Source organism: Bacillus solimangrovi (assembly GCF_001742425.1).
GTDB lineage: Bacteria > Bacillota > Bacilli > Bacillales > Bacillaceae_N > Bacillus_AV > Bacillus_AV solimangrovi.
In genome coordinates this window covers 1-24,462 of record NZ_MJEH01000029.1, presented here as the reverse complement: position 1 = coordinate 24,462, position 24,462 = coordinate 1, and the positions used below count along the sequence as shown (strand labels likewise).

The window sequence follows — 24,462 nt, the reverse complement described above, 5'->3', positions numbered from 1 at the left end:
CCACATGTTTTCTAATTTTCTATTATTAAAAAAAGCTCAAGGTGATGAATTTAACATCGCCTTGAGCCTTTTTATCTCTATTTAGCTTATTCAACATAGTAAGAAATACGATCTAACAATGTAGCCATTTGTGCTCGAGTTACTGGGTTTTCAGGTCGGAATGTACCATCTTCAAATCCTCCGAAAATACCTGCAGCACTCATTATTTGAATAGCATCAGCTGACCAACGAGTATCACTAACATCTTTAAAGTTTTGTGCATTGCTTATTGATAAATTATCACCAGAAATGATCCGGCTTAAGATGACAGCCATTTCTTCTCTAGTTACTACAGCTTCTGGTGCAAATTTGTCCTCTTTACGACCTGTTATTATTCCATTTTGACGTGCAATTTCAATTGGTTCTCGTGCCCAGTATGATTCTGATACATCAGTAAATGGAGAATTATATTGACCGAAAAGTTCTAATTCCCAAGCTCTTGTTAAGACAGCAGCTGTTTCAGAACGCTTCAACGCTTCTTCAGGTGCGAACAGCGTCTCAGTTCGTCCACTCATCCAGCCCTTTTCTTTCATTTCACCAATAGACTCAGATGCCCAATGGTTAAGATCTACATCTTTATAAACTCCACCAGTTAACCAGTAATCAAAGTTTTCCCATACATTTGTAGTCTCTTGTCCGAGACTCCAAATACCTACACCTTTTAAATCATAGACATGTGTAAGTTCGATCTTTTCCTTTAATGAATCTGGTGATTCATGCCAAACTTCATATTTCCCAACTGGAAGTGGATCAGTCCAGTTGTATAATTTAACTTGTCCATCTTCACTCGTAATCTCAAACGTTGAACGGACACTATCATATGTATCTACATATGTCGATGAACCACCATATTTTGAAATAAATTCATCTATCTTTTTGAGAGTTATTCCATCTCCATTAGCGTTAGCTACCTCTGCATCGCCTTGAATCCACATACGACCATAGTACGGGAGACCGATAACAATTTTACTTGCTGGTATTCCCTCATTTAAAGCAAATAAAATCGAATCTTCTACAAATGAAAGGCTTGCAACTGGCCCTGCTTCACTACCATCATAGCTTTCATCATAAGACATAATCATAAGGTAATCTGAGTATTTAGCTATTTCGCTATAATCATAGCTACCGTGCCATCCAACTGTCGAACCTTTTGGATTAGCTGCAACTGCTACAGAAACCTCTTTACCTTCAGGCATTTTCTCACTCAACATTTTTACAAACTCCGTGAATGCATCACGGTCGTCAGGTGTCATGTTTTCCATATCTACATTAACACCATCTAAATTATATTGTTTCACATAAGAAACGAGATCATCTGTAAGTTTGTCACTATTTGCTAGAGCAAGTTTCCCAAGTTCACGATTCCAATGATTCGAAATGAATGGAGTAACGGTTACTCCTCGATTATGCATTGCTTCCACAAATTCAGTGGTCAATCGATCTACCACAAGATTCCCATCTGGGGAGATATCAAAAGAATTAGGTGCAACTGTTGTAATAGCACCATTCGATCTGTCGACATATTCAATATAATCCTCCAAAGATCCTGAAGATAGATACCCCAAGGCTGTCTTATTAGCTGAAGCACTTCCTTCTAAAACCAAAACTAAACTAAACAACAAAGCTAATGTGACCATACTAATTTTTTTAAACATACTCTCCACCTCTCCAAAGCTTGAAACCTACTATATACACAATAATAGATAACTAATATGGAGAGCAAAGTTAAATATAGGATAATAGTTACTTTTATCCTATATTTCTCTCAATATAGTCAATAAGACACAAATATATTCAAATTATTAGGTATTTCTACAGTCATAGATATTGAAACATCCTTTTAATCTATTTGTTATATACAGATACAATGACATACTCATCCTTAAATCAATGGAGTTAGTATAGTTTCATGGACACAATATCTTTAAGTACTTAAAATGTACATAGAAAGGTTGTGTCCGGATGGGAAACAAAAATACAGGCAAAAAATATAATCAAGATTTCAAGAAGATGATCGTTGATCTTTACCGTTCTGGTAGTTCAGTCAAAGAACTTAGTGTTGAATATGGCGTATCGGAAGTAACTATTTACAAATGGAATAAGAAGTACTCTCCTATTGAAACAGAAGATGGTTCAAGCCTTACGGCTGATGATATTGCAAAGATGCAAAAGCAAATGCTTCGTCTTCAAGAGGAGAATGAAATCTTAAAAAAGGCTATGGCCATATTCGCGAAAAAGTAAATCCAGAAGAGCTAACGAACTTCATCCAAAAGCAGACGGCAGAACATTCAGTGTCACTTATGTGCGAGGTATTAAATATACCGCGTAGTACGTATTATCAATCATTAAATAAAATTGAGCCAAAACGTGAAATCGAAAATAGACAAATCACCGAACGAATGAAATCCATCTATAAAGAGAGTAAAAGACGTTATGGCGCTCCAAAAATTCACCATCAATTAATAGAAGAAGGAATACACATCAGTTTGAAACGTGTCCAACGTTTAATGAAAAAAGCTGATATCCATTCTATTGTTAAAAAGAAATTCCGTCCTCATGGTTCAAATGAGAGAGTTGAAAATCGTGAAAACGTCTTGAAGAGAGACTTTTCAACTTCATCAATTAATGAAAAATGGGTGGCAGACATTACTTATGTTCATACGGTGAAAGATGGGTGGTGCTATTTAGCGTCAGTGATGGATCTACATTCACGAAAAATCGTCGGCTATTCTTTTTCACGTGAAATGACAACTGAAATCGTAATTAAAGCTCTGGAAAACGCTTACGTTACTCAATTACCACCCGAAGGGTTAATTCTACATACTGATCTAGGTTCGCAATATACAAGCCAAGCGTTTACTGATCATGTTAAATCTTATGGCATAACACACTCCTTTAGTAAAAAAGGATGTCCTTATGATAATGCCTGTATTGAATCGTTTCACGCTATATTGAAGAAAGAAGAAGTGAATCATATGCAATATTTAGACTATAAAGCTGCTAATATCGCCATCTTTGAATTTATCGAAGCATGGTATAACAGAAAAAGAAAACATAGCAGCATCGCATACAAAACACCTCAAGCAATAGAAGATCAATTCAAAGTCTCTGCATAAAACTTAACCTTTTTGTGTCCAAAATATTGACTCAAGTCCACAAACAAAAAAAACACACTAGTAAGAGTACTAGTGTGTTAGCTTAATAAAGCGCGATCACTGTTCATACTTTCTCCTCGAATACGTTGGAATTCACTTAATAGATGTTGAACCGTCAGTTCTTCTTTTTCAGCCTCTGCTGCTTTATAGATGATTTGACCTTTATCCATCATAATTAATCGATTCCCAAGATCTAATGCCTGTTGCATATTATGTGTGACCATTAATGTTGTTAAATTGAATTTCTCAACAATTTCTTTCGTAATATTCGTAATTAATTCTGCTCTAGAAGGATCAAGTGCTGCTGTATGTTCATCTAACAAAAGAATCTTAGGTTCTGTAAATGTTGCCATTAACAAAGATAACGCTTGACGCTCTCCCCCAGACAACAGTCCTACCTTTGCATTCAAACGATCTTCAAGACCTAAATTTAACGATTCAAGCTGTTCTCTAAAGTAATCACGACGTTTCTTCGTAACACCCTTTCGCAAGCCTCGACGGTTTGCACGAGAATAAGCCATTGCTAAGTTCTCTTCGATCGTCATCGTTGGTGCAGTCCCTGCCATCGGATCTTGAAAGACCCGCCCTATCAATCTTGAACGCTTATATTCTGGTAAAGGAGTAACATCATTTCCATCAATTGTTACTGAACCGATATCTGGCGTTAATACGCCTGCCACCATGTTCATTAAAGTAGATTTCCCTGCACCATTACTACCGATCACAGTAACAAAATCTCCAGGATTCAAGGACAATTCAATATTATTAAGAGCGACCTTTTCATCAAGTGTACCTTCATTAAACACTTTATAAATCTGATTTAGATGTAACAACGCCCTCGCCTCCTTTGTTCTCTGTCACTCTAATTGCAGCTAGCCTCTCAGCTTGACGTTTTTTCTTACGACTCTTCTCACGTTGCCCGTCCATTATTTTTGGAACTATTAATGCTAGGATAACAATCGTTGCTGTTATTAATTTCATATCACCAGTTTCAAGGAATTCCACTCGCAGGGCCCAGCTTACTACGAGGCGATAAATAATTGCTCCACCAATTACCGCTAGTGTTGTACGAGCAATTGTTTTTGTACCAAATAATGCTTCACCAATAATAACTGAAGCTAATCCGATAATAATCATCCCAATTCCCATACCTACATCACTAAAGGCATTATATTGGGCAATTAATGCACCTGAGAATGCAACAAGTGCATTTGAAATACCTAAACCAAGGATTGTAAGTCCATCCGTATTTGCAGAGAAACTACGAATCATACGCTCGTTATCACCTGTCGCTCTAAGTGCAAGACCGACTTCTGTACGTAGAAACCAATCAGTTGCAAACTTAATTATAAGTGTAACAATTAACATAATAATTAAAATTGACCACGTCTTTGGTAAATTTTCTCCGAAACCAATGCTAGAAAATAACGCGTTCAACCCCGTATCAAATCCTAATGACTGCCAGAAATCTTTTATAATCGAAAGAGATGTCTCTTGTTGAATGAGTGGTACATTGGATCGTCCCATAATTCTTAAATTAATAGAATACAAAGCAATCATCATGAGAATACCAGATAATAAAGGATTAATTTTCCCTTTCGTATGAAGAATACCTGTCATACAACCTGCTATAAACCCTGCGATGAGTGCAACCACTGTTGCTAAAAATGGATTAACTCCATTTACAATAAGAACTGCAGATACGGCAGCTCCTGTAACAAAACTTCCATCGACCGTTAAATCTGGAAAATCAAGAATACGAAACGAGAGGTAAACCCCTAGAGCCATAATTGCATAGATAACGCCAGATTCGATTGCTCCAAATGTTGCTGTAAACATAAACGCTCACCCTCTCAAAAGTATACTTTTTTATACATTAATTCGTGCAATACTTACCTTCTAAAAACAGAAAGCTTGAGTATAATACACAAGCTTCAGTAATTCCATAATTTCATCAGAAGAGGTACATAAGCACCCCACTGATGAACCCTTTACTTTATTCTGTAAATTCAGCCATGCTCTCCCACTCAGGCTTTAACTCAATACCCATATCGTTAGCTGCTTGTTTGTTAATTAACAATTTTAAGTTTTGTGGGTATTGAACTGGTAATTCTGAAGTTGTTTTCTCACCTTTTAAAATTTGAGCAGCCATTTCTCCTGCTTCGTGTCCAATATCATAATAGTTAAACCCATATGCTGCGAAACCACCACGTTCAACAGAATCTAATTCTCCAACGAAAAGTGGGATATCTTCATCAGATGCTACGAGAATAACAGATTCTAAAGCTGATACAACCGTGTTATCAGTAATAATATAAATCACATCTGCTACACCTACTAGAGATTCAGTCGCCTGCTTCACTTCTGCAGATGTAGAAACTGGACGTTCTACAACTTCTAAATCTGTACCTTCTACTGCTTTCTTAACGATATCTACTTGTGCAACTGAGTTTTGTTCACCAGCGTTAAATACCATTCCAATCTTTTTCGCATCAAAGTTCTCATCGATGAACTTAACTGTGTTCGGAATCGCATCAGGATGTGTATCTGTTGTTCCTGTAATATTGACACCTGGTGTATCCATTGCTTCTACTAAACTTGCTCCAACTGGATCCGTTACTGAAGTAAATACAATCGGAATTTCATCTGTTGCGTTCAATGCACTTTGAGCACTAGGAGTTGAATTTGCAAATATCAAATCCACGTTGTCACCTACAAAATTGGTAGCAATTGTTTGACTGTTATTCATATCTCCTTGAGCAATTTGAACATTATATTCAACATCTAAACCATTCTCTTTCAGTGCGTTTTGAAATCCTTCAAAAGCCGCGTCTAATGATGGATGCTCAACGATTTGAGTTACACCTACAGTAAATGTTTCTGCTGCTTCTCCACCGCCATCAGAAGTCGGTGCAGTTGCTTCTTCTTTGCCATTTTGTGCTGCCCCACAACCTGCCAATAACGACAAACTAAGTGTTGCTGCTCCAATTGCTTTTAACCACTTTTTACTCAATATCCTCATCCCCCATTATTCTTTAATACTTTTATGCATGTATGCTTTCATGTATTAAATTATACAAAATAATACTAAAATATCAATGTTTATTTTATAGTTTTCTACCAACTTATTCTTATTCATTACGATTTTTATACAAATCACTTTATGCTTTTCAACGTTTTGGTGTTACAATTCCAAACATTGTTGTTTGAACTCATTTTGATGAATATCTTATATAGCAAAAAACCTGTTCAGATAAAAATGTATCAAAACAGGTTTTAGACGTTATTTAAATGATATTATTTTATAATAGTAGGTACATAAATTGGATAAAAGTTCATTATAGGATTTTACTCTAGACAAATTAGAATATTATTTCTAGTAACATACTCTTAATGGGCTAACATTATTTAAGTGTTCAATAACTAATGACAGTCCCAATTGTAAATCACATTTGAGAAATCTAACTTTTTCAAATCTTCCTTCCGTATAAAAAAGTTAGCAACCCCACTATCTCCCCACATTATTCCCATGTCATCATGAGTGTCTATTTGTAACAATAAGATATTATGTTCTTGAAAGTTAAGTTCATATTCTCTTGGGTCAGTCTGTGTAAAGAAAGGATATCCACCTATTTTATGTCCTTCACCAGAAAAACGCTCATACACATCTTCTAATTCTTCATCATCTTCTCCCATAATCTCACTGAAGGACTTTCCTATAAGTTCACTACTTCTAAAATCACCATATGAAATCGGCTCATGCTCTAAGCTAAATGATAACGCCAACTCATGTTCAATTGGGAAATATTCCGTATCTAAATTCTCCATATATGAAAAGTCCGTTACTAATAATGTCTCATCCTTAATAACCTCAGAATGGTATAACACTCTAAAGTTAGACTGATTTGTCATATTATCAAAGTTAATTCCCATTACATCATCTTCAGCTGAGATAAAAAATTGTAGGATCCCTTTTGGGGGCATAAATTCTATGTGAGGAATTTCATCAAAGTTCAACTGTGCCAATAACTTCATTGGCTTCCCCTCTTCATCTTTAGGATGTTCAATAGCTTTCGGTAAATAAGGATTACCTACAAACTTACTTTGGTGAATAGTTGTTATATCTTTTGCAACAGATATTTCTATAAAAGGTTTAACCGTTTTTTCAATTCGATTACGAAATGTTTCTAATTGTACAGGCAAATGTAATTTCGACATCATATATTTCCTCCTCTCGATAACTGTTTTAAAAGACGCCTTCTTTAATATAGAATCGTGTCATATTGTGATACATAAATAACTATTTAATCACTTTATCTCTAATTTTGGTAGCGAAGAGTCCAATGCTACGGCTTTCTCATAATCTTCTGTTGCTTTTTGAAGCTCCTTCAATTCTCTATACAAAATTGCCCGATTATAATATACCTTTGCTTCTTGATCCTCTATTTCTAATGCGGTTTCATAATCAGCTAATGCTTTGTCATAGTTTTTTTGCTCGTAATGTATAATGCCACGATCATTATAGGCATCTACATGAAATTCATCTAATTGTAAGACCTTGTCATAACCTGATTTTGCTTTGTCATACTCGTTTTGTTCAAACAGTAGAAGTGCTCGATTATAATGTGTTTTGACATTTCTATCATCTAATTGAATCACTTTTTCATAATCTGATAGTGCTTTCTCATGAATATTCCGTTTGTGAAACATGATTCCTCTATTACTAAGAGCCTCTACATTTCTGCCATCTAGTTCAATTACTTTACTATAATCAGCTATTGCTTGTTCAAAATCATTAAGTTCTTCATATAAATCTGCTCTTTTACAATAAGCATCTACATGTTTGCAATCTAACTCTATAACCTTGTCATAATCGATCTTGGCTTGCTTATAGTTTTTAAGTTCATGGTATAAGATTGCTCGGCTAAATATTGCATCAATATTATTGACATCTTGTTCAAGAACTTGATTATAGACATCTATCGCTTCATGATAGCTACCTAACATCACGTATAGAAATGCCTTTTTTTGATATGGATACAGATTAGTTCCACCAAGGTCTATGAGTTTATCGTAATCGGTTATTGATTGTTCATATTCTTCAAGCATTTCATACAGTTTTGCTCGATTATAATATGCACCTATATGACCCTTATCTATAGCTATTGCTCTAGTATAATCAGCTATTGCTTGTTCATAATCTTGAAGCTCTTCATAGAGAATTGCCCGACTATTATATGCCTCAACGTGTAACTCATCTAATTTAATTACCTTATCAAAATCAGCTATCACTTGCTCATAATCACTTAGCTCTTCGAATTCATTTAATTCCATGTTTAAATTGGCTATATGATAGTAGGCGTTGGCATGTTTGTCATCCAATTCTACTACTTTTTTATAGTCCGCTATTGCTTTTCCATATTCACTTAGTTCCTCAAATAAAAGCCCTCTATTAAAAATTGCTGGAATATGACTATCATCTAATTGAATTGACTTATTATAATTTGTTATGGCTCTTTCATAGTCTCCAATATGTTCATATATGTTTGCCCGATTGTTGTATGCATAGGCATTGTCCGAATCTAACTTTATAACAGTATTATAATCTACTAATGCCTTTTCATAATCATTGAGCTCTGTATACAGAAGTGCCCTTTTAAAATATGTACTTAAATTATTAACATCCAATTCTATTTCCTTATTGTAACCTTCCAGTAACTTATCATAATTAACGTAAGAATTCATAATTCCCCTCCTCAACTTTTCGTATTAAATATATTCAATTGGTTATTCTTCATTACTTTCCCAAAGAAAAAAAGATAGCAAAAGCATATAAAGTAATGCTTGTACTATCTTTTACATATGTTTTAAAAATCTAATAATATTAAAATATTTTTTATAAACTTTATCACCTAGATACAGTCGATCTTAATAGAAATATGATTAATGAGTTTAATTCGTTGCTAGCTCACGTAGTGAACGACGCAGTATCTTCCCAGTTGTGTTCTTTGGCAATTCTTCTAAAAACTCAATTTCTGATGGAACTTTGTACTTTGCTAAGTGAGCGGCACAATATTCTTTGAATGATTCTTCAGTTAACGTCTTATCCTTCACTACAACAAATGCTTTAACTGCTTCTCCGTAATTCGGATCCGGTATTCCAATCACAGCTGCTTCAATTACTTCAGGATGTCCATATAATATTTCTTCAACCTCACGAGGGTAAACGTTATACCCACCAACAATTACCATATCTTTCTTTCGATCAACGATATAGAAATAACCCTCATCATCCATGCGTGCCATATCACCAGTGTAAAGCCAGCCATCTTTTAATGTCATAGCTGTTTCTTCTGGCATCTTATAATAACCTTTCATAACATTAGGCCCTTGAACGACAAGCTCTCCTACTTCACCAACTGGTACTTCATTCCCTTCAGGATCTACGACTTTATTGAAAACATTTCTTATACTCATTCCAACAGAGCCTGCTTTTCTCGGTCGATCTAATGGGTTAAAGCATGTAACAGGAGAAGCTTCTGACATACCGAAGCCTTCAGAAATGCGTACATCAAATTTTTGTTCAAAGCTGTTAAGTAAGGCAACTGGCATAGAAGCCCCGCCAGATATACATAGACGAATAGATGAGAAGTCTGCTTCACTGCTTTTCGCATATTGAAGTAAGAAATTATACATCGTCGGAACACCAGCAAATACAGTTGCTTTATTTTCTAACACTGTCGCAAAGACTTCTTCTGGACTAAAACGTGGTAGAATTAATAATGTTCCACCACTAATTAATGGTGCGTTTAGAGCAACGGTTAAGCAAAATACATGAAACATTGGTAAAACATTGACAACCGTATCATTTTCATTAATAGATAAATAATCTGCTACATCGATAGCATTACTATATACATTGCCATGTGTGAGCATCGCACCTTTAGGTTTTCCTGTCGTACCAGATGTATACAAGATCACTGCTAAATCTTCTTGGCTCAGCTTTGGAAAGCTCCCACTATTAACAACTGTCTGCAAGCAAATTGAAAACGGTTTCATTTTATCACGAATCAAAAATTGACTATAGTCCATCTTCCCTGTTTCAAGGACTATGTAATTCTCAACATTAGGAAGCTTTGCATCTATCTTATCAAACATCGGCATTAGCTTATCTATAGAAATAACAGCTTTTGCATCTCCGTTATTTAATATATAGCCAATTTCTTCGGCAGTATAAATTGGGTTAATTGGTATCACAACTGCACCAGCTTGTAGAGCACCATATAAACTAATCACAAACTGAGGCGTATTAGCAGAAATTAAACCAATATGATCGCCCTTTTTAATCCCACTTTCCATTAAAGAAGCAGCAAATGCATTAATTTGTTGCTGTAGCTCTTTATAAGTACCTTTCATCCCCTGAAATACATATGCATCCTTATTCGGGTTTTTTTCGGCTGCAAGATGGAATTGTTCACATAGATTCATAGCAAGTCCTCTCCTTTTAATGAATGAACAATCATTCATTTTATTAATTTTAAGAATATTCTTTTTTCATTATACTTGAAAAACTTAAAATTTTTCAATCATTTTGTCTATAATTGTCACTTTTCTAATACTGTATATAAATAAAAAGGTGGTACGAATCAATCTAAATTGATTTGTACCACCTTTTATATTAGTTAAAAATAACGAATATAACGAATAAAACTACTTTATTTTACGTATTAACACGTGTCATAACATATAAAATCATCCTTACTTTAATCAACAAATACTTGATTATTAAGGTGATGCTCCATATGTTCAAGGTAATCTTCAATAAGCCACTCAAAAGTACGAATTTGCTTATTACCTATGTCACACAAATACGAACGTTTTTCACTCGGTATTTTCTCAATGACACGTATGATTTGTTTATTTAAGCTACACCATAGATTTAATACTTCTTCAATTGAGCTATTTTCATAATCTTGTAATAGTACCCATTGTTCTTGATTATATGGCGTAATGATAAATGGTTGCTCTTCATATTGAATTTTTATGAATCGCTCAAGATTGTTCATAGCGGAATCACATAAATGGCCGATAATTTCTTTTTTTGACCATTTATTTGGATTTGTTCGTTCAGACACTTCTAGTTCAGTCATGTAACTAAATTCTTTTGGAACTGTGTTAATCCAAAAACTCAACTTATCAATAACAGACTGCATATCCTCACCACTTTCCTCATTCATGATCAACTATTTGAACAGCCAGTTAAAACATCATACTAATAAACTCATCTTTTGCAACATTTCCGAAATAATGATTTAAATCAATTTCACTTAATACACGTTGAACTTCTTTCTTCTCATATCTCGTGCCAGTTAAAATTTCTTCAAGTTCACTTAAATCACCAACGCCAAAGAAATCCCCATAAATTTTGACGTTGTCAATCATACCTTTTGATACTTCCAAACGTAAATCAATTTGACCTATTGAAAATCTGTGTGCATATTGAACATTAAACTTTGGAGACTTTCCATAATTCCAATCCCAATTTTTATAACGTGCATTTGATATTTCTCGAATGTTCTCCCAATCGTCTTCTGTCAACTCGTATGTTTGAATTTTCCCTTCGCTATTAAAAATAGAATGAAGTAACAATTCTTGAAATTCCTCAATCTTCATGTCTTTATTTAAAAATTCACGTATATTAGCAACACGACTACGGATAGATTTGATACCCTTTGATTTGATCTTATCCAACTTCACATTTAATGCAGAAACTACACTATCAATTTCTGAATCAAACAGCAATGTTCCGTGACTAAACATTCTTCCTTTTGTTGAGAACTGTGCATTACCAGAAATCTTCCGACCATCTTGAGCAACAATGTCATTTCGACCTGATAACTCTGCATTCACACCAAGTTGAGCCAATGCATCTACAACTGGTTCAGTGAATTTCTTAAAATCATGAAAACTATCTCCGTCATCTTTTGTTATAAAACTAAAATTGAGATTACCGAGGTCGTGATAGACTGCACCACCCCCAGACAACCTTCTCACTACATGGATTCCATGTTCATCTACATAATCTTGATTAATTTCTTCAGCTGTATTTTGATTTTTCCCAATGATTATTGAAGGTTCATTTATATAGAAAAGCAAATACGTCTCATTAATATCAAGATGTTTTACAGCATATTCTTCAATCGCTAAATTAATACGTGGATCTGTGATTCCTTGATTATCAATAAAAAGCACCTTAATCTCCTGCCTTTATACTATATTCTTTCTTTATCGTACTTATTATTTTCTGTTGGAGCAACTGTTACGATTCCCATTGCCATCCTGTTGATGCTAAAGATAATGAGCCTTCATATACTTTCTTCGCTGCTTGCTCTAAATCTTGTAACTGACCGAAATGGGGCAAATGGGTGAGCAATAATTGGTTTACTTCTGCTTTACTCGCGATTGTCGCTGCCTCTGTACACATCATATGTCCTGCTGATTTTCCGTCCATACCATGATAGAAGTTACTTTCTGCAATTAATAAATTTGCATTTTGTGCAAATGGAATAAAATCAGCTTTATAACTCGTATCAGCAGTATACACGACATTCACATTACCAACTGTGATTTTCATTGCATAACATGTAACAGGGTGATCTGTTTCCAAAAAAGTAATTGTAAATGGACCAATAGTTAACGCTTCGTCTGGGTCATAAGCAATACCCTTCGTATCAGCCGATTTTGTTAACTTAGAGTAATTGTCTTGGTCGCTAGCATGACCATAGATTGGTAATGTTTTATTTGTTTCTCCTAAAATCCGTTTAATCATTTGTGCATACTGTAACACTCCGATATCAGCGATATGGTCATGATGATAATGAGAAAGAATAACGGCATCTAATTGCGTAATCTTAATATAATTTTGTAGTTGTGATAATACACCGCTACCACAATCTACTAACAAATTGAACCCTTCATGCTCAATCAAATAACCTGAAGTTGCTTCATTTCTTTTTGGGTAGCCACCCCAATATCCAATAACTGTTACTTTCACACCTCATACCTCACTTTTTTAAATTTTTCCCCATATATTAAATAGAGTCACCACTTTAGCTTATCTAATATTTCTCCAAACTAAACAACACTATATGACTGTTTTAGTACAGATGACTCATTTTTATAAAAAAACCTTTTTGTTTCAATACAGTCATTGACATTTATTATCTGTTATAATACAATTAAATCATCTTAATTAATGACATGAACCAAAGGAGGAAACGACATGAAAATAACTGAATTTTTCAAAAATCTTCCGCCAAAGCACTGCCACAAATGTGGTGAAGTCATTGAAGAACAACATGAGTGTTATCATAATCAATGTGAACGATGCTTGAGTGATCTCAAGTAAGTTATACCTTGTTAATTATCTCCTAATTGTTTTGTCTGATATATCATGTATCAGACTCTTTTTTTGTATTATAACAGACTATATTTCTTATACAATACTATATAAAAAGTCGAGACATACTTATGCCTCGACTTTTTTATTAATAAATTTTAATACTTTTCTTACTGATTGTTCACCTTGATCAATGCAATCTGGTAAACCAAGCCCTTCATAGGAAGCACCAGATAAAAATACACCAGGAAGATTCCGCTCAATATTCTCGTGTACCTCTTTAAGACGTTGTTTATGACCGACTGTGTATTGTGGCATTGCATTTTGCCAACGAGTGATTACCGTGAATTCAGGTTCGTCCGTCAAACTCAATATTTTATTTAAATCTTTTAATACAACTTTCTTAATATCCTCATCCGAACGTTGAACAATACTTTCATCTCCAGCACGACCAACATAACAACGTATCAACACTTTACCTGGTGGTGTTGTATGTGACCACTTTTTATGAGTCCATGTACAAGCTGTTATCGTATATTCGCTTTTTCGTGATACTACAAATCCTGTTCCATCAATATCCTTCTTAATAGCCGATTCCGGAAATGCCATTGCTACCGTCGCTACTGATGTAGAAGGCATTTGTTTAAATGATTCAAAAAATTGATATTTCGAAAACATTTTTGCCGTTTGCCTATGCGGTGTTGTTACAATGACGGCATCAGCAGTTAGTTCGTCACCATTATTAAGCATTAACGTGTAATGACTATCATTTTTATGGATCTTTTCAACCGAAGTTTGCAACTGAACTGTTCCTTGATCAAGATGCTTCTCTACCTCATGAACAAGAGACTCTAATCCAGTAGATACCGTTAAAAACATCCCTTTATCCCCTACCTGCATTTTTTGAGAGGATACAGGCTTTGGAATTCCTCGCTTCATTCCTAGAATTAGACTACGATACTTTTCTTCAACTTGTTGGAACTGAGGAAATGTCGCTTGTAAACTAAGCTCATCAATATCACCAGCGTAAATACCTGATAGAAGTGGTTCGATTAAATGATCAACTACTTCATTCCCAAGTCGACGTCGAAAGAAATGCCCTAACGATTGATCACTCGTTTCTTTCGATCGCGGTAATATGAAATCCGCTCCTGCTCTTAGCTTTCCTAATGGACTAAATAATCCTGAAAACGCAAACGGAGTCATTTTTGTTGGAATACCCATAATAGAACCACCAGGCATCAAATGCAATCGATCTTTCACGAGTACATAAGACTTTCCAGTTCGATTCGATATAAGAGCGTCGCTCATTCCAACTTCATTCACAAGACGTGAAGCACTTTGCTTCCTAGCTAAGAAAGAGTCAGGTCCTCGTTCAACAACGAAACCATTTTCTGTATATGTTTGAACCTTTCCACCGAGTCGTGTACTCGCTTCTAACAATGTACACTCAATCGCAAGTTGCTGTTTATGAATCTCTTTTTGTAAATAATAAGCAACCGTTAGCCCTGTAATGCCTCCCCCAATAATTACAATTTTCCTCTTATTTTCACTCAACACGTAACCCTTCTTGTAACTTCTTCATTACGGATGAGACCATCGCCTCGATGAATAGTGGATCTGTATTTGGCATTGGTGGGCGATAATAATTTGCACCTATTTCATCAGTAACGACTTTGCATTCATAATCATTGTCATACAACACTTCTAAATGATCAGACACAAAACCTACAGGTGCATATACAAATGATTTATACCCTTTTTCTTCAAATAGATCTCGAGTTAAATCTTGTACATCAGGTCCAATCCATGGTTCAGGAGTATTGCCTGCACTTTGCCAACCGATTTCAACGTTGTTAACACCTGCTACTTCAGCTATTAGTTCAGCAGTTTCTTGTAATTGATTCGGATAAGGGTCACCAGCTGCAATAATTTTTTCAGGTAAGCTATGAGCAGACGCAATTAACACGGCATTTTCACGTTCTGCTTCAGACATACTTTCATATGTTTTCTTAACTTCATCTGCCCAAAATTGAATAAACTTTGGCTCTTTATACCAAGATTCAACGGAATAAATATTAGGTCCACCTAATTTTTCTGCTTCCTCTTTCGCACGACCATTATAAGATTTCACACTGAAAGTTGAAAAGTGTGGTGCAAGAACGATGCTGACCGCTTCTTCAATACCGTCCTTATTCATTTGTAAGACAGCATCCTCAACAAATGGTTCAATGTGCTTTAGACCAAGATACATCTTGAATTCAAACTCATCATACTTGTCGTTTAATGCAGCTTCTAGAGCCTCTGCTTGCTCAAGTGTAATGCGAGCTAACGGTGAGATTCCACCAATCGCTTCGTATCTTCCACGCAAATCTTCAATCATCTCAGGAGAAGGTTTGCGTCCATGTCTAATATGCGTATAATAACGTTCTAAATCTTCTTCTTTATATGGTGTACCATAAGCCATTACAAGCAAACCGATTTTTCGTTTTGTCATCTCAATACACCTCGTCCTCTAATAATTCTGTGACTGCTTATTTATTCATCGAATAGTCATGCACAAATTTTGTTAAACGCTTTAATGTATCAACCTTAACATCAGGGAAAACACCATGCCCTAGATTGAAGATGTAACCAGGGTTTAACATTCCTTGATCGAGAATTTCCTTCGTACGTTCTTCAATAACTTCCCAAGGGGCAATTAGAATTGACGGATCTAAGTTACCTTGTACTGCTTTTGTAATCCCTAATGAACGAGCTTCTTGTATTGGAAGTCTCCAATCCAATCCAACAACATCAAGAGGTAGATCATGCCATTCCATTGCAAGGTGACTTGCACCTACTCCGAACATAATAAGTGGTACGTTCTCTTCTTTTAACTCGCTGAAAATTCGTTCCATGACAGGTTTAATAAATACCCGATAATCAGCAACATTTAGCGCTCCAACCCAAGAATCAAAGATTTGAATTGCCTTCGCTCCTGCTTTAATCTGTGATTTCACATATGTAATTGTCATATCAGCTAGCTTTTCCATTAATTTAAACCATGCTTCTGGTTCACTATACATGAATGACTTTGTTTTATTATAATTCTTTGATGGACCGCCCTCAATCATATAGCTCGCAAGTGTGAAAGGAGCACCACTGAATCCGATAAGAGGTACATTAAGCTGCTCTTGCGTTAATAATTTAATTGTTTCTAAAACATACGGAACGTCCTCTTCAGGATTTATTTCACCTAGACGTTCAACATCTGCAAGTGAACGAATTGGGTTATCAATAACAGGACCGATTCCTGTTTTAATATCAACATCAACACCAATAGCTGGAAGCGGTGACATAATATCTTTATATAAGATAGCTGCATCTACATCGTACTGCTCAACTGGAAGCCTAGTTACATATGCACATAACTCTGGTTGATGCGTAATTTCAAATAACGAATATTTTTCTTTCAGTTTTCGATATTCAGGCTGAGATCGTCCAGCTTGTCTCATATACCATACAGGTACATGTTCAGCTTTCTCTCCACGACATGCTTTTAAAAATGTATCATTAAATTGGCGATTATTCATAATTCCAACACCTTCCACATTCATACTATCATTACTATACACATAACCTTTACTATACTAATTCCAACATAAACTTACCATAAATAACATTAAACGTTCAAAAATTTGACTGAATTATGTTGAAAACAGAAGAAAGTGACTTGATGTTCCAGTCATTGAAAGCACACTAGACCAACACCAAGCCACTAAAAATATTTTCCATTATAGAGAATATATAAGGAATTAATTTATTGAAAATTGGGGTGATTGTATACTGATCTAACGGAGTCAAAACTAATATAAGAAATAAAATAACACCGTAGCTTTCAAAATTTTTCATTTTAATAGACAAAGAAGGAGACACAGCATTTTCTAACATTCGATAACCATCAAGAGGAGGAAACGGCAATAAGTTGAATATAGCTAAAATCAAGTTTAATAAAATAAAAGTATTAAAAAAAAGATAAATTGTTTCGTAAATTGCTGGTTCAACTGCTCCCTCAATACCAAACCTTAACAATAAGAACCAAATTAGAAAACCTAAACACATTAAGATAACATTACTTAAAGGACCTGCAAAAGAAACAAGTATTCCAGAAATTCTCGGATATCGAAAATTATTTTGATTAACTGGAACAGGTTTCGCCCAACCAAATCCTAATAGAAAAATCATTAAAGTTCCTAACACATCTAAATGAGAGAGCGGAGATAATGTTAACCTTCCCTCATTTTTAGCAGTAGGATCTCCAAGTAAATATGCAACATATGCATGAGCAAATTCATGAACGGTAAATGCAATCATCAATGTCACGATTAGATAAGGAATTAATTCAATTGGAAATGCAAGAAACTGCTCCATACCCTCAATCCTTCTGCTTAATTCTATTTAACCTTATTCAGTCTACCATAGAAAATTAGAAAGTGTAACAATGCGTACAATAAGTCAAATGCACGTAGTGACACTTCTCCATTTTCTTATTAAAATTTTCAATGAAAGGATTGCATAATATGAACATCCATATCACATTCGGAACAGAAGATTACCTCGCTTCCTTAAAAAACTCACACAGAAAACAAAGATTACTTTTAATGTCTAATTTAAACTCTTCAGTATTACTTCATGAAACGGATGGCAAATCATTTTTTAATGAACCTAAATCCTATCAAGTAATTAACGGTTCAGGAAAGCTAACAACAGGAAATTTTGCCGTATTGAACAACATCCCTGTTCGTGAAGAAGGGAGAGCTCTATTTGAAGATCGTTATCGCTACCAAGCTCAGTTAATTGAACAAGAAAAAGGGTTACAAGCTATTCGACTCCTTCGTCCTACAAAAAGAGATACGTACATCATTTTCACCTTATGGCAACGTGAGACAGATTATAATACTTGGATAAAATCAAAAACATCTAATCAAAAGAAAATTTACGAAGGGATTGATAAAACCTCAATCTTCCCTCGTCCATCTTACGTCGCGACTTATACTGTTTTAAAGTGAACTAACTATATAAGAAGTTTTTTGATACCTTCTCTCATCATTTATAGAACAGGTCATTTATTCTGTCTCTATGTAAACCTAATATCTCAAGTTAAATTCTTCAGCCAGTGGTACCATCTAATAAAAATGATTACTAAGATAATCCCAGCAGCATAACCAGCTATGACATCTGTAGGGTAATGTACGTATAGAACGATACGACTCAAACCGATTAAGAAGATAAAAACAATACTAAAAGACATTAAAATTAATTTCTTTCGATTCGATAACTCCATGTTTTGAATCACAAAATATGTAAGTAACGCATAAATAAGTAATCCAATCATAGCATGGCCACTAGGAAAGCTGTATCCAGTTCCATCTATAGCTTCATTTATCGAAGGTCTCTCTCTAGCTATTACTACTTTTAGCACATCCTTAAGTACAATGCCTCCTATATATGCAATAACAATTAGTATCGCAGCTACCTTATCCTTCTTGACCAACCAAAACCAAATTCCTGCAATTGCAATGAGAGGAACAAGCACAATCTTAGAACCAAAGTGCGTAATAAATGTAAGAAAACCAATAATAATTGGCTCATTTATTTCAGCAGCCCAATTTTGAATTACACTATCCAATAACGTCGGACCACCTGTAGCTCGGATTTCCCAATACAAACTAACAAATAATACGAGTGCAACAATAACAGTAATCATTGCTATACGATATTTCTTCTTAGTACCTATTTTCATCTTAATCATTCTCCTTCCATAAAGTAAAACTTCCATCAGGTTATTACTGACGCTTGCTATCCACCTTAACTTCGTTTACTTTTCTAAGTTTTGAAATGGGAGTCTTCTCGTCAAATGACACGTGATAATCTATGAAACAAACTAAATATCACCATTTCCATATAACACATCAATTCAAAACAAAGAAATTCATTTAATAAAATATTTGAACTTAAGTGCACAGGATATCCATTTTAATAGATATGATGAAAATATGTTTTTTAGAAAGGAATCGATTAAAATGTTATTGATCACAAGATGAAAGTGCTCATTGATAGAGTAATGAGGAATTAGCAAATAAATTTTCTGCTCAAATTTCACTACAGTCGTGACTGCTATATCGACTAATATTACAACCTTTCTTTAAGAGTGAGATTGGAGACGAAACGAAACATATGGAAGAAGTTGATCACCTTTTGCGTGATACACCTCCCTCCAGTATTTTTTCCAATTACTACAAAAAAAAAAAAAAAAGAGAGAGGTGTATCTCCATTGTTGAGATGTACCTCTTCTTTCATATCTCACATGTTATACTTTTAACATGTGAAAATATGAGGAGGAATTATGATTTTACAGACCCTATTTCAAAGATTAGAAGATCAATTTGAAGATATGATTCGTGTACGAAGATACCTTCACATGCACCCTGAAGTATCTTTCAAAGAGGAAAAGACCGCTAAATACATCGCCAACTTTTATACTAACTTAGATATGAAAGTAAGAACAAATGTCGGTGGAAATGGTATTGTATCTACATTAATTGGAGGAAAGCCAGGCAAAACGATCGCATTACGTGCTGATTTTGATGCTTTACCGATTCAAGATGAAAAAGATGTCGCCTATAAATCAACTGTTCCAGGTGTCATGCACGCGTGTGGACATGATGGTCATACGTCAATGTTACTTCACCTAGCAAAAGCCCTTCACTCGATGCGTGATAAACTATATGGCACATACGTATTTATTCACCAACATGCTGAGGAATATGCTCCAGGTGGCGCTAAACCTATGATTGAAGACGGCTGCTTAAATGACGTTGATATGATTTTTGGAACGCACTTTTGGGTAACTGAACCTCTTGGAACCATTGGTTACCGTACAGGGCCAATTATGGCGGCAGCTGACCGATTTAAAATTGAGATTCAAGGAAAAGGTGGACATGGTGCTCAACCTCACCATACAAAAGATGCAGTTGTAACAGCATCTCAACTCGTATGTAACCTTCAACAAATTGTGAGCCGTAGAGTTAATCCACTTGATTCTGCTGTCCTTTCTATAGGAAACTTTGAAGCGAGAAATGAATTTAATATCATAGCTGATACAGCAACCCTCTCAGGAACAGTTCGTACATTTAAAGAAGACGTACGCAATCTTGTCGAATTAGAGATGGCAAGAATTATTAAAGGAACTTGTTTGTCAGCAGGAATTACTTACAATTTTCAATACGATAGAGGATACCCACCAGTCGTAAATCATGAATTAGAGACAACCTTCCTTACTACTATCGCTAGTGATATACCTGATGTTTCATCAGTAAATGAAATCGAACCACAAATGGCTGGTGAAGATTTTGCTTACTACTTACAGCACGTACCAGGTACTTTTTTCTTTACTGGAGCAGCAATCGGTGATCCTAACAACATGTTCCCACACCATCATCCAAAGTTTGACTTTGATGAAAGAGCAATGTTCATTGCAGCTCAAACATTAGGCGCTGCAGCACTTAAGGCACAAACAAGGTAAGACAAGAATTATAGCACCTCTTGTCTTACCTTGTTTTATCACTTGTAAATATTCTAATTCGATACGCATTAATTGCAACTTCACCCAGATGATCAAGAAGACGATAGTTTGCGACTGCACCCACTGCTGCACCGACCCCAGGTAATAGTTGAAAGAACTTTGCTAAATCAATATAATCTCTATATTCTTGTTGGAATGCTCTCCACTCAATATCTTTTACTACTTCTTTCTCTTTAGACCAGTCTTTCATTATCTTTAATGCATTCTTACGATGCTCTCTAGATGAAAATGCGAGCTGAAAAACATATAACATGTAAATACGTTCTTCGTACTTTCGTACATCAAATCCATAAATAGTTGCTATCTCAAACAGGAACTTCATCTTAATAGAAAGTAACAATGGAAAATCAGCCATTCCAAGTAGAATACCACCTACACCTGTACCTGCTCCTTCTATGGCAGCTGTTTTTTTATATGATGCTAACTTCTTCCCGATCAATTCTTCCTGTTCACGTAAACTCTGTACTTGAACAGGAACGTCTTTTGTCATCATATTAGACCCTGTTAATATGCCTTCTACCATTTTCTTAATGCTTTCAGTAACAATTTCATGAGCCTTCTCTGGGATTAAGCTGTTCACTCTTATTTGTGTCTGTTTTGAAAGTCTTTGTATCATTGATGAACGCTTCAATATTCGTTCTTCCCATTGTTTCATTTCAATATAGGCTTCTTTCTCATATTGATCCATGTATGAACCTCGCTTTTTATTTCAATCAAAAGAGTAAATTACCTGTCCAGTTTCATTTTATTGGATACAGAAAGTCTTTATGAAATCCTAACTATCTTTCAAATGGAGAAAGAATTGATATCACTACAGTAGTTGAGCCAATAGTTCCTCATTGGTTCAACTAACCATCCTGAATAATCTTACGAGCCTAGTTGATGCTTGTTTTATATCTTTTTCAAACGCCCCTTTGTATAAATAAATACAAAAGCGTAGCTGAACAACACACCTACAGCAAGAACAATCGATGTAATCATGAAGCTACTGGATAAACCGACAACAATCGTTAATAAGACAACTTTTACAATTAACATAACGAACATTATGTTCAAGAAAGAACGAGTACGAACACTATGACTAATTGGATACAGATCCAACCAACGTTTCATAACATGATGACGCCACAACGGTAATAGTTGAAACCCTGACAAGTACAGCGTAATCACAAACACAATAAGCTTTCCATATTCGTACGGCAAAGCATAAATGATTGCCCCACCAATTACTAACAAACGGATGTACACACCTAGATAGTCGCTTGAGCGGATCAAAGTTTTCGCATATAAATGTGTGTATGTAGATGATTGACGAAACGAAATCAAATTTAAAATAACGTTAAAATAAGCACGATGTTTTATTTTCTCTTTATATTTCGGTACATCAGTAAATAAGTTTGCAATCCGATAAAATGACATCATTCTCTCTTGCTCAATCTCTATAAGTTTTTCCCAATTCAATACCTTCCTCTCAGTATTCAATCGGCGATAATAGAGGAGCAATCCAATCATGATAAGTACTATAACAGACGGAAAAATGATCGACGTCTGTGCAAACAAGAAATAAACAAACACCACATTTACTGCAAATCGAACGAGCATATCAGATAGATGCGTGGTTGATGTTGAAAAATACCTCATTTCCCAAGAAGCATAGATATTCCACCCTTTAACAACAAAGAGTGCTATCGTCATAACGACGTATACAAGAATCGTTATATCATTTAAATGAAAATATAAAGGTGCAAATAATGCTGCAACCATTAATAAAACGTAACATTGGACAACTAAACTAAACTGTTTCGCCTTTTGAAAATATGGTTGAAGTTGTTCTTCTAATGGTAACAAGAAGACTAGATCTGCTTCTTTCAATAATGTCCGCACTGGACTATGTGTGAGAAGTGCCCCCATAACAACCGCTATAATAAAAACGACTGGAAAGGTATCAGGCAATTGAGCGATCCATTGCTGGTAATAATATGCACCTACACCGATTGCAAAAATAAGAACGAACTTTAAATGATCGTTAAACATTAATCGTAAATAACGTCGCATTTCACTTATAAAGAGACTAAAACGCTTCTTCCAAAATTCTGTTGCATTAAACATTTTGATCTTCCTTTGTTAGCTGCAAATATAAATCATCGAGAGTTGCATCTGGCATGCCAAACTGCTCTTTTAATTCCTCTAAAGTGCCTTTAGCTCGAATTTGTCCCTCATGCAAAATCACAAACTTATCACAATACCTTTCTGCCGTTGATAAGATATGTGTAGACATTAAAATACCTGCTCCCTGTTCTTTCATTTGCTGTATATAATTCAAGAATGACTGAATACCCAATGGGTCCAAACCTACAAAAGGTTCATCAATTATATATAAAGAAGGTTCAACTAAGAACGCACACATAATCATTACTTTTTGACGCATTCCTTTTGAGAAATGAACTGGAAACCATTTCAAACGCTTTTCCATTCGAAATTCTTTTAATAATTGATGCAATCGTTTCTCAAATGTATCCTTATCTATACCATAAGCCATAGCTGTTAATTCTAAATGCTCATATAATGTTAATTCATCATACAAAATAGGTGTCTCAGGAATATATGTAAATTGTGAACGATATTTCTCTGGTGATGAACCACTCGTCTTTCCATTTATTGATATCGTTCCTTTTTTTGGTTCCATTAAACCAATAATATGTTTAATCGTCGTACTCTTTCCTGCTCCGTTGAGTCCAATCAGGGCTGTAAGTTCACCTTTTTTTACTTCAAATGAAACATCATCAAGCACATTTTTATTTGTATATCCACCTGTTAGATGCTCAATTTTCAATAAATCTTGTCCCATGACTAATCGTCCCTTTCCATTTGATTCTATTTCATCTTATCAAAGTTCCTTCAATACTCATAGTAAGTGCTTAAAAAGTAAGACAAAAATGTAGAGTAATTAATGTAACGTTGGCACGAGTACTATACCTTATTATAGAGACATGAAGATAACATAAAGAAGTTGACGCATAAATACGAATACAATTTCACCTAGATTTTTTGAACAATCTCTACTATGCAAACATATTTTCATCTTTTTTTATTTTGTTATCTTTTGTTGTATAAGAACTGTTCATGCGGGCATGATAATTAGCGAAGAGGGAGATATTACTTTAACAGCAAAACCATCAAGGAGATGATAACATTGAACAAATTGGTGCTTTCCACTTAACCGTTCAAACCTATCATTGAAA

22 protein-coding genes are annotated in these 24,462 nt (G+C 35.0%); 4 read left to right on the top strand and 18 right to left on the bottom strand.

Translation table 11 applies throughout. The features are described 5' to 3' along the window. Positions 1-86: 86 nt before the first annotated feature. Positions 87-1,694: an S-layer homology domain-containing protein gene (locus BFG57_RS11120; protein WP_069717566.1), complete on the bottom strand. Its 1,608-nt coding sequence runs from the start codon at positions 1,692-1,694 to the stop codon at positions 87-89. Positions 1,695-2,001: 307 nt separating this feature from the next. Here BFG57_RS11120 and BFG57_RS11110 point away from each other — a divergent pair. Further along, a protein-coding gene (locus tag BFG57_RS11110) for an IS3 family transposase (RefSeq protein ID WP_425388506.1) occupies positions 2,002-3,155 on the top strand; the annotation gives its coding sequence in 2 pieces (ribosomal slippage) (positions 2,002-2,254 and positions 2,254-3,155; 1,155 coding nt in all). Positions 3,156-3,232: 77 nt separating this feature from the next. On the opposite strand, the gene BFG57_RS11105 is transcribed toward BFG57_RS11110, so the two are convergent. The 9 genes from BFG57_RS11105 to BFG57_RS11065 form a co-directional block, all read right to left on the bottom strand. Further along, complete coding sequence (locus BFG57_RS11105; RefSeq protein WP_069717564.1) at positions 3,233-4,027, bottom strand: ABC transporter ATP-binding protein; 795 nt, start codon at positions 4,025-4,027, stop codon at positions 3,233-3,235. After that, entirely contained in the window at positions 4,002-5,033 is a 1,032-nt protein-coding gene (locus tag BFG57_RS11100; protein ID WP_069717563.1) for an ABC transporter permease, read from the bottom strand. The genes BFG57_RS11105 and BFG57_RS11100 overlap by 26 nt, the downstream gene beginning before the upstream one ends. 157 nt (positions 5,034-5,190) lie before the next feature. Further along, complete coding sequence (locus BFG57_RS11095; protein ID WP_069717562.1) at positions 5,191-6,216, bottom strand: ABC transporter substrate-binding protein; 1,026 nt, start codon at positions 6,214-6,216, stop codon at positions 5,191-5,193. Positions 6,217-6,617: 401 nt separating this feature from the next. After that, positions 6,618-7,412, bottom strand: a complete 795-nt coding sequence (locus BFG57_RS11090; protein ID WP_425388505.1) for a YwqG family protein — start codon at positions 7,410-7,412, stop codon at positions 6,618-6,620. 90 nt (positions 7,413-7,502) lie between these two features. Further along, positions 7,503-8,939: a tetratricopeptide repeat protein gene (locus BFG57_RS11085; protein ID WP_069717560.1), complete on the bottom strand. Its 1,437-nt coding sequence runs from the start codon at positions 8,937-8,939 to the stop codon at positions 7,503-7,505. Positions 8,940-9,146: 207 nt separating this feature from the next. Beyond that, positions 9,147-10,682: a fatty acid--CoA ligase family protein gene (locus BFG57_RS11080; RefSeq protein WP_069717559.1), complete on the bottom strand. Its 1,536-nt coding sequence runs from the start codon at positions 10,680-10,682 to the stop codon at positions 9,147-9,149. Between the two features lie 275 nt (positions 10,683-10,957). Continuing rightward, positions 10,958-11,431: a DinB family protein gene (locus tag BFG57_RS11075; protein ID WP_245676743.1), complete on the bottom strand. Its 474-nt coding sequence runs from the start codon at positions 11,429-11,431 to the stop codon at positions 10,958-10,960. 22 nt (positions 11,432-11,453) lie between these two features. Continuing rightward, positions 11,454-12,446, bottom strand: coding sequence for a lipoate--protein ligase (lplA, locus tag BFG57_RS11070; protein ID WP_069717557.1), 993 nt, complete (start codon positions 12,444-12,446; stop codon positions 11,454-11,456). Positions 12,447-12,513: 67 nt separating this feature from the next. Beyond that, a complete protein-coding gene (locus BFG57_RS11065) occupies positions 12,514-13,248 on the bottom strand; it encodes an MBL fold metallo-hydrolase (protein WP_069717556.1) in 735 nt (244 codons plus the stop codon). A 228-nt stretch (positions 13,249-13,476) separates the two neighbouring features. Here BFG57_RS11065 and yhfH point away from each other — a divergent pair, with 228 nt between their 5' ends. After that, entirely contained in the window at positions 13,477-13,602 is a 126-nt protein-coding gene (gene yhfH, locus BFG57_RS11060; RefSeq protein WP_069717555.1) for a protein YhfH, read from the top strand. 120 nt (positions 13,603-13,722) lie between these two features. On the opposite strand, the gene hemY is transcribed toward yhfH, so the two are convergent. The 4 genes from hemY to BFG57_RS11040 all read right to left on the bottom strand — a co-directional run bounded on the left by hemY (position 13,723) and on the right by BFG57_RS11040 (position 18,006). Next, positions 13,723-15,150 (bottom strand): protoporphyrinogen oxidase, encoded by a 1,428-nt coding sequence (hemY, locus tag BFG57_RS11055; RefSeq protein ID WP_069717554.1) that lies wholly within the window; start codon positions 15,148-15,150, stop codon positions 13,723-13,725. Further along, complete coding sequence (hemH, locus tag BFG57_RS11050; protein WP_069717553.1) at positions 15,143-16,090, bottom strand: ferrochelatase; 948 nt, start codon at positions 16,088-16,090, stop codon at positions 15,143-15,145. Before hemH ends, hemY begins: the two co-directional genes overlap by 8 nt. 37 nt (positions 16,091-16,127) lie before the next feature. Continuing rightward, positions 16,128-17,168 (bottom strand): uroporphyrinogen decarboxylase, encoded by a 1,041-nt coding sequence (gene hemE / locus BFG57_RS11045; protein ID WP_069717552.1) that lies wholly within the window; start codon positions 17,166-17,168, stop codon positions 16,128-16,130. Positions 17,169-17,334: 166 nt separating this feature from the next. Continuing rightward, positions 17,335-18,006 carry a site-2 protease family protein gene (locus BFG57_RS11040; protein ID WP_069717551.1) on the bottom strand — a complete coding sequence of 224 codons (672 nt, stop codon included), beginning with the start codon at positions 18,004-18,006 and terminating at the stop codon, positions 17,335-17,337. 149 nt (positions 18,007-18,155) lie between these two features. On the opposite strand from BFG57_RS11040, the gene BFG57_RS11035 reads away from it, so the two are divergent. Continuing rightward, the gene (locus BFG57_RS11035; protein ID WP_069717550.1) at positions 18,156-18,644 is read left to right on the top strand and encodes an antibiotic biosynthesis monooxygenase family protein; all 489 of its coding nucleotides are present in this window, start codon (positions 18,156-18,158) and stop codon (positions 18,642-18,644) included. Between the two features lie 86 nt (positions 18,645-18,730). Here BFG57_RS11035 and BFG57_RS11030 read toward each other — a convergent pair whose 3' ends face one another. Further along, positions 18,731-19,378, bottom strand: a complete 648-nt coding sequence (locus BFG57_RS11030) for a phosphatase PAP2 family protein (RefSeq protein WP_069717549.1) — start codon at positions 19,376-19,378, stop codon at positions 18,731-18,733. 606 nt (positions 19,379-19,984) lie between these two features. Between BFG57_RS11030 and BFG57_RS11025 the strand changes: the two genes are divergently transcribed. Further along, entirely contained in the window at positions 19,985-21,160 is a 1,176-nt protein-coding gene (locus tag BFG57_RS11025; RefSeq protein WP_069717577.1) for a M20 family metallopeptidase, read from the top strand. Positions 21,161-21,185: 25 nt separating this feature from the next. On the opposite strand, the gene BFG57_RS11020 is transcribed toward BFG57_RS11025, so the two are convergent. The 3 genes from BFG57_RS11020 to BFG57_RS11010 form a co-directional block, all read right to left on the bottom strand. Continuing rightward, entirely contained in the window at positions 21,186-21,908 is a 723-nt protein-coding gene (locus BFG57_RS11020; protein WP_069717548.1) for an EcsC family protein, read from the bottom strand. Between the two features lie 203 nt (positions 21,909-22,111). After that, positions 22,112-23,329: an ABC transporter permease gene (locus BFG57_RS11015; protein ID WP_069717547.1), complete on the bottom strand. Its 1,218-nt coding sequence runs from the start codon at positions 23,327-23,329 to the stop codon at positions 22,112-22,114. After that, a complete protein-coding gene (locus BFG57_RS11010; protein WP_069717546.1) occupies positions 23,322-24,068 on the bottom strand; it encodes an ABC transporter ATP-binding protein in 747 nt (248 codons plus the stop codon). Before BFG57_RS11010 ends, BFG57_RS11015 begins: the two co-directional genes overlap by 8 nt. Positions 24,069-24,462 lie beyond the last annotated feature (394 nt).

What these genes read in the sequence shown, in the direction of transcription:
- BFG57_RS11020 (WP_069717548.1), bottom strand. Translation starts at nt 21,908, where the DNA reads ATGGATCAATATGAGAAAGAAGCCTATATTGAAATGAAACAATGGGAA.
- BFG57_RS11090 (WP_425388505.1), bottom strand. Translation starts at nt 7,412, where the DNA reads ATGTCGAAATTACATTTGCCTGTACAATTAGAAACATTTCGTAATCGA.
- BFG57_RS11040 (WP_069717551.1), bottom strand. Translation starts at nt 18,006, where the DNA reads ATGGAGCAGTTTCTTGCATTTCCAATTGAATTAATTCCTTATCTAATC.
- BFG57_RS11095 (WP_069717562.1), bottom strand. Translation starts at nt 6,216, where the DNA reads ATGAGGATATTGAGTAAAAAGTGGTTAAAAGCAATTGGAGCAGCAACA.
- BFG57_RS11030 (WP_069717549.1), bottom strand. Translation starts at nt 19,378, where the DNA reads ATGAAAATAGGTACTAAGAAGAAATATCGTATAGCAATGATTACTGTT.
- BFG57_RS11100 (WP_069717563.1), bottom strand. Translation starts at nt 5,033, where the DNA reads ATGTTTACAGCAACATTTGGAGCAATCGAATCTGGCGTTATCTATGCA.
- hemE (WP_069717552.1), bottom strand. Translation starts at nt 17,168, where the DNA reads ATGAATAATCGCCAATTTAATGATACATTTTTAAAAGCATGTCGTGGA.
- BFG57_RS11015 (WP_069717547.1), bottom strand. Translation starts at nt 23,329, where the DNA reads ATGTTTAATGCAACAGAATTTTGGAAGAAGCGTTTTAGTCTCTTTATA.
- BFG57_RS11080 (WP_069717559.1), bottom strand. Translation starts at nt 10,682, where the DNA reads ATGAATCTATGTGAACAATTCCATCTTGCAGCCGAAAAAAACCCGAAT.
- BFG57_RS11120 (WP_069717566.1), bottom strand. Translation starts at nt 1,694, where the DNA reads ATGTTTAAAAAAATTAGTATGGTCACATTAGCTTTGTTGTTTAGTTTA.
- BFG57_RS11035 (WP_069717550.1), top strand. Translation starts at nt 18,156, where the DNA reads ATGAACATCCATATCACATTCGGAACAGAAGATTACCTCGCTTCCTTA.
- hemH (WP_069717553.1), bottom strand. Translation starts at nt 16,090, where the DNA reads ATGACAAAACGAAAAATCGGTTTGCTTGTAATGGCTTATGGTACACCA.
- yhfH (WP_069717555.1), top strand. Translation starts at nt 13,477, where the DNA reads ATGAAAATAACTGAATTTTTCAAAAATCTTCCGCCAAAGCACTGCCAC.
- BFG57_RS11085 (WP_069717560.1), bottom strand. Translation starts at nt 8,939, where the DNA reads ATGAATTCTTACGTTAATTATGATAAGTTACTGGAAGGTTACAATAAG.
- BFG57_RS11075 (WP_245676743.1), bottom strand. Translation starts at nt 11,431, where the DNA reads ATGAATGAGGAAAGTGGTGAGGATATGCAGTCTGTTATTGATAAGTTG.
- BFG57_RS11010 (WP_069717546.1), bottom strand. Translation starts at nt 24,068, where the DNA reads ATGGGACAAGATTTATTGAAAATTGAGCATCTAACAGGTGGATATACA.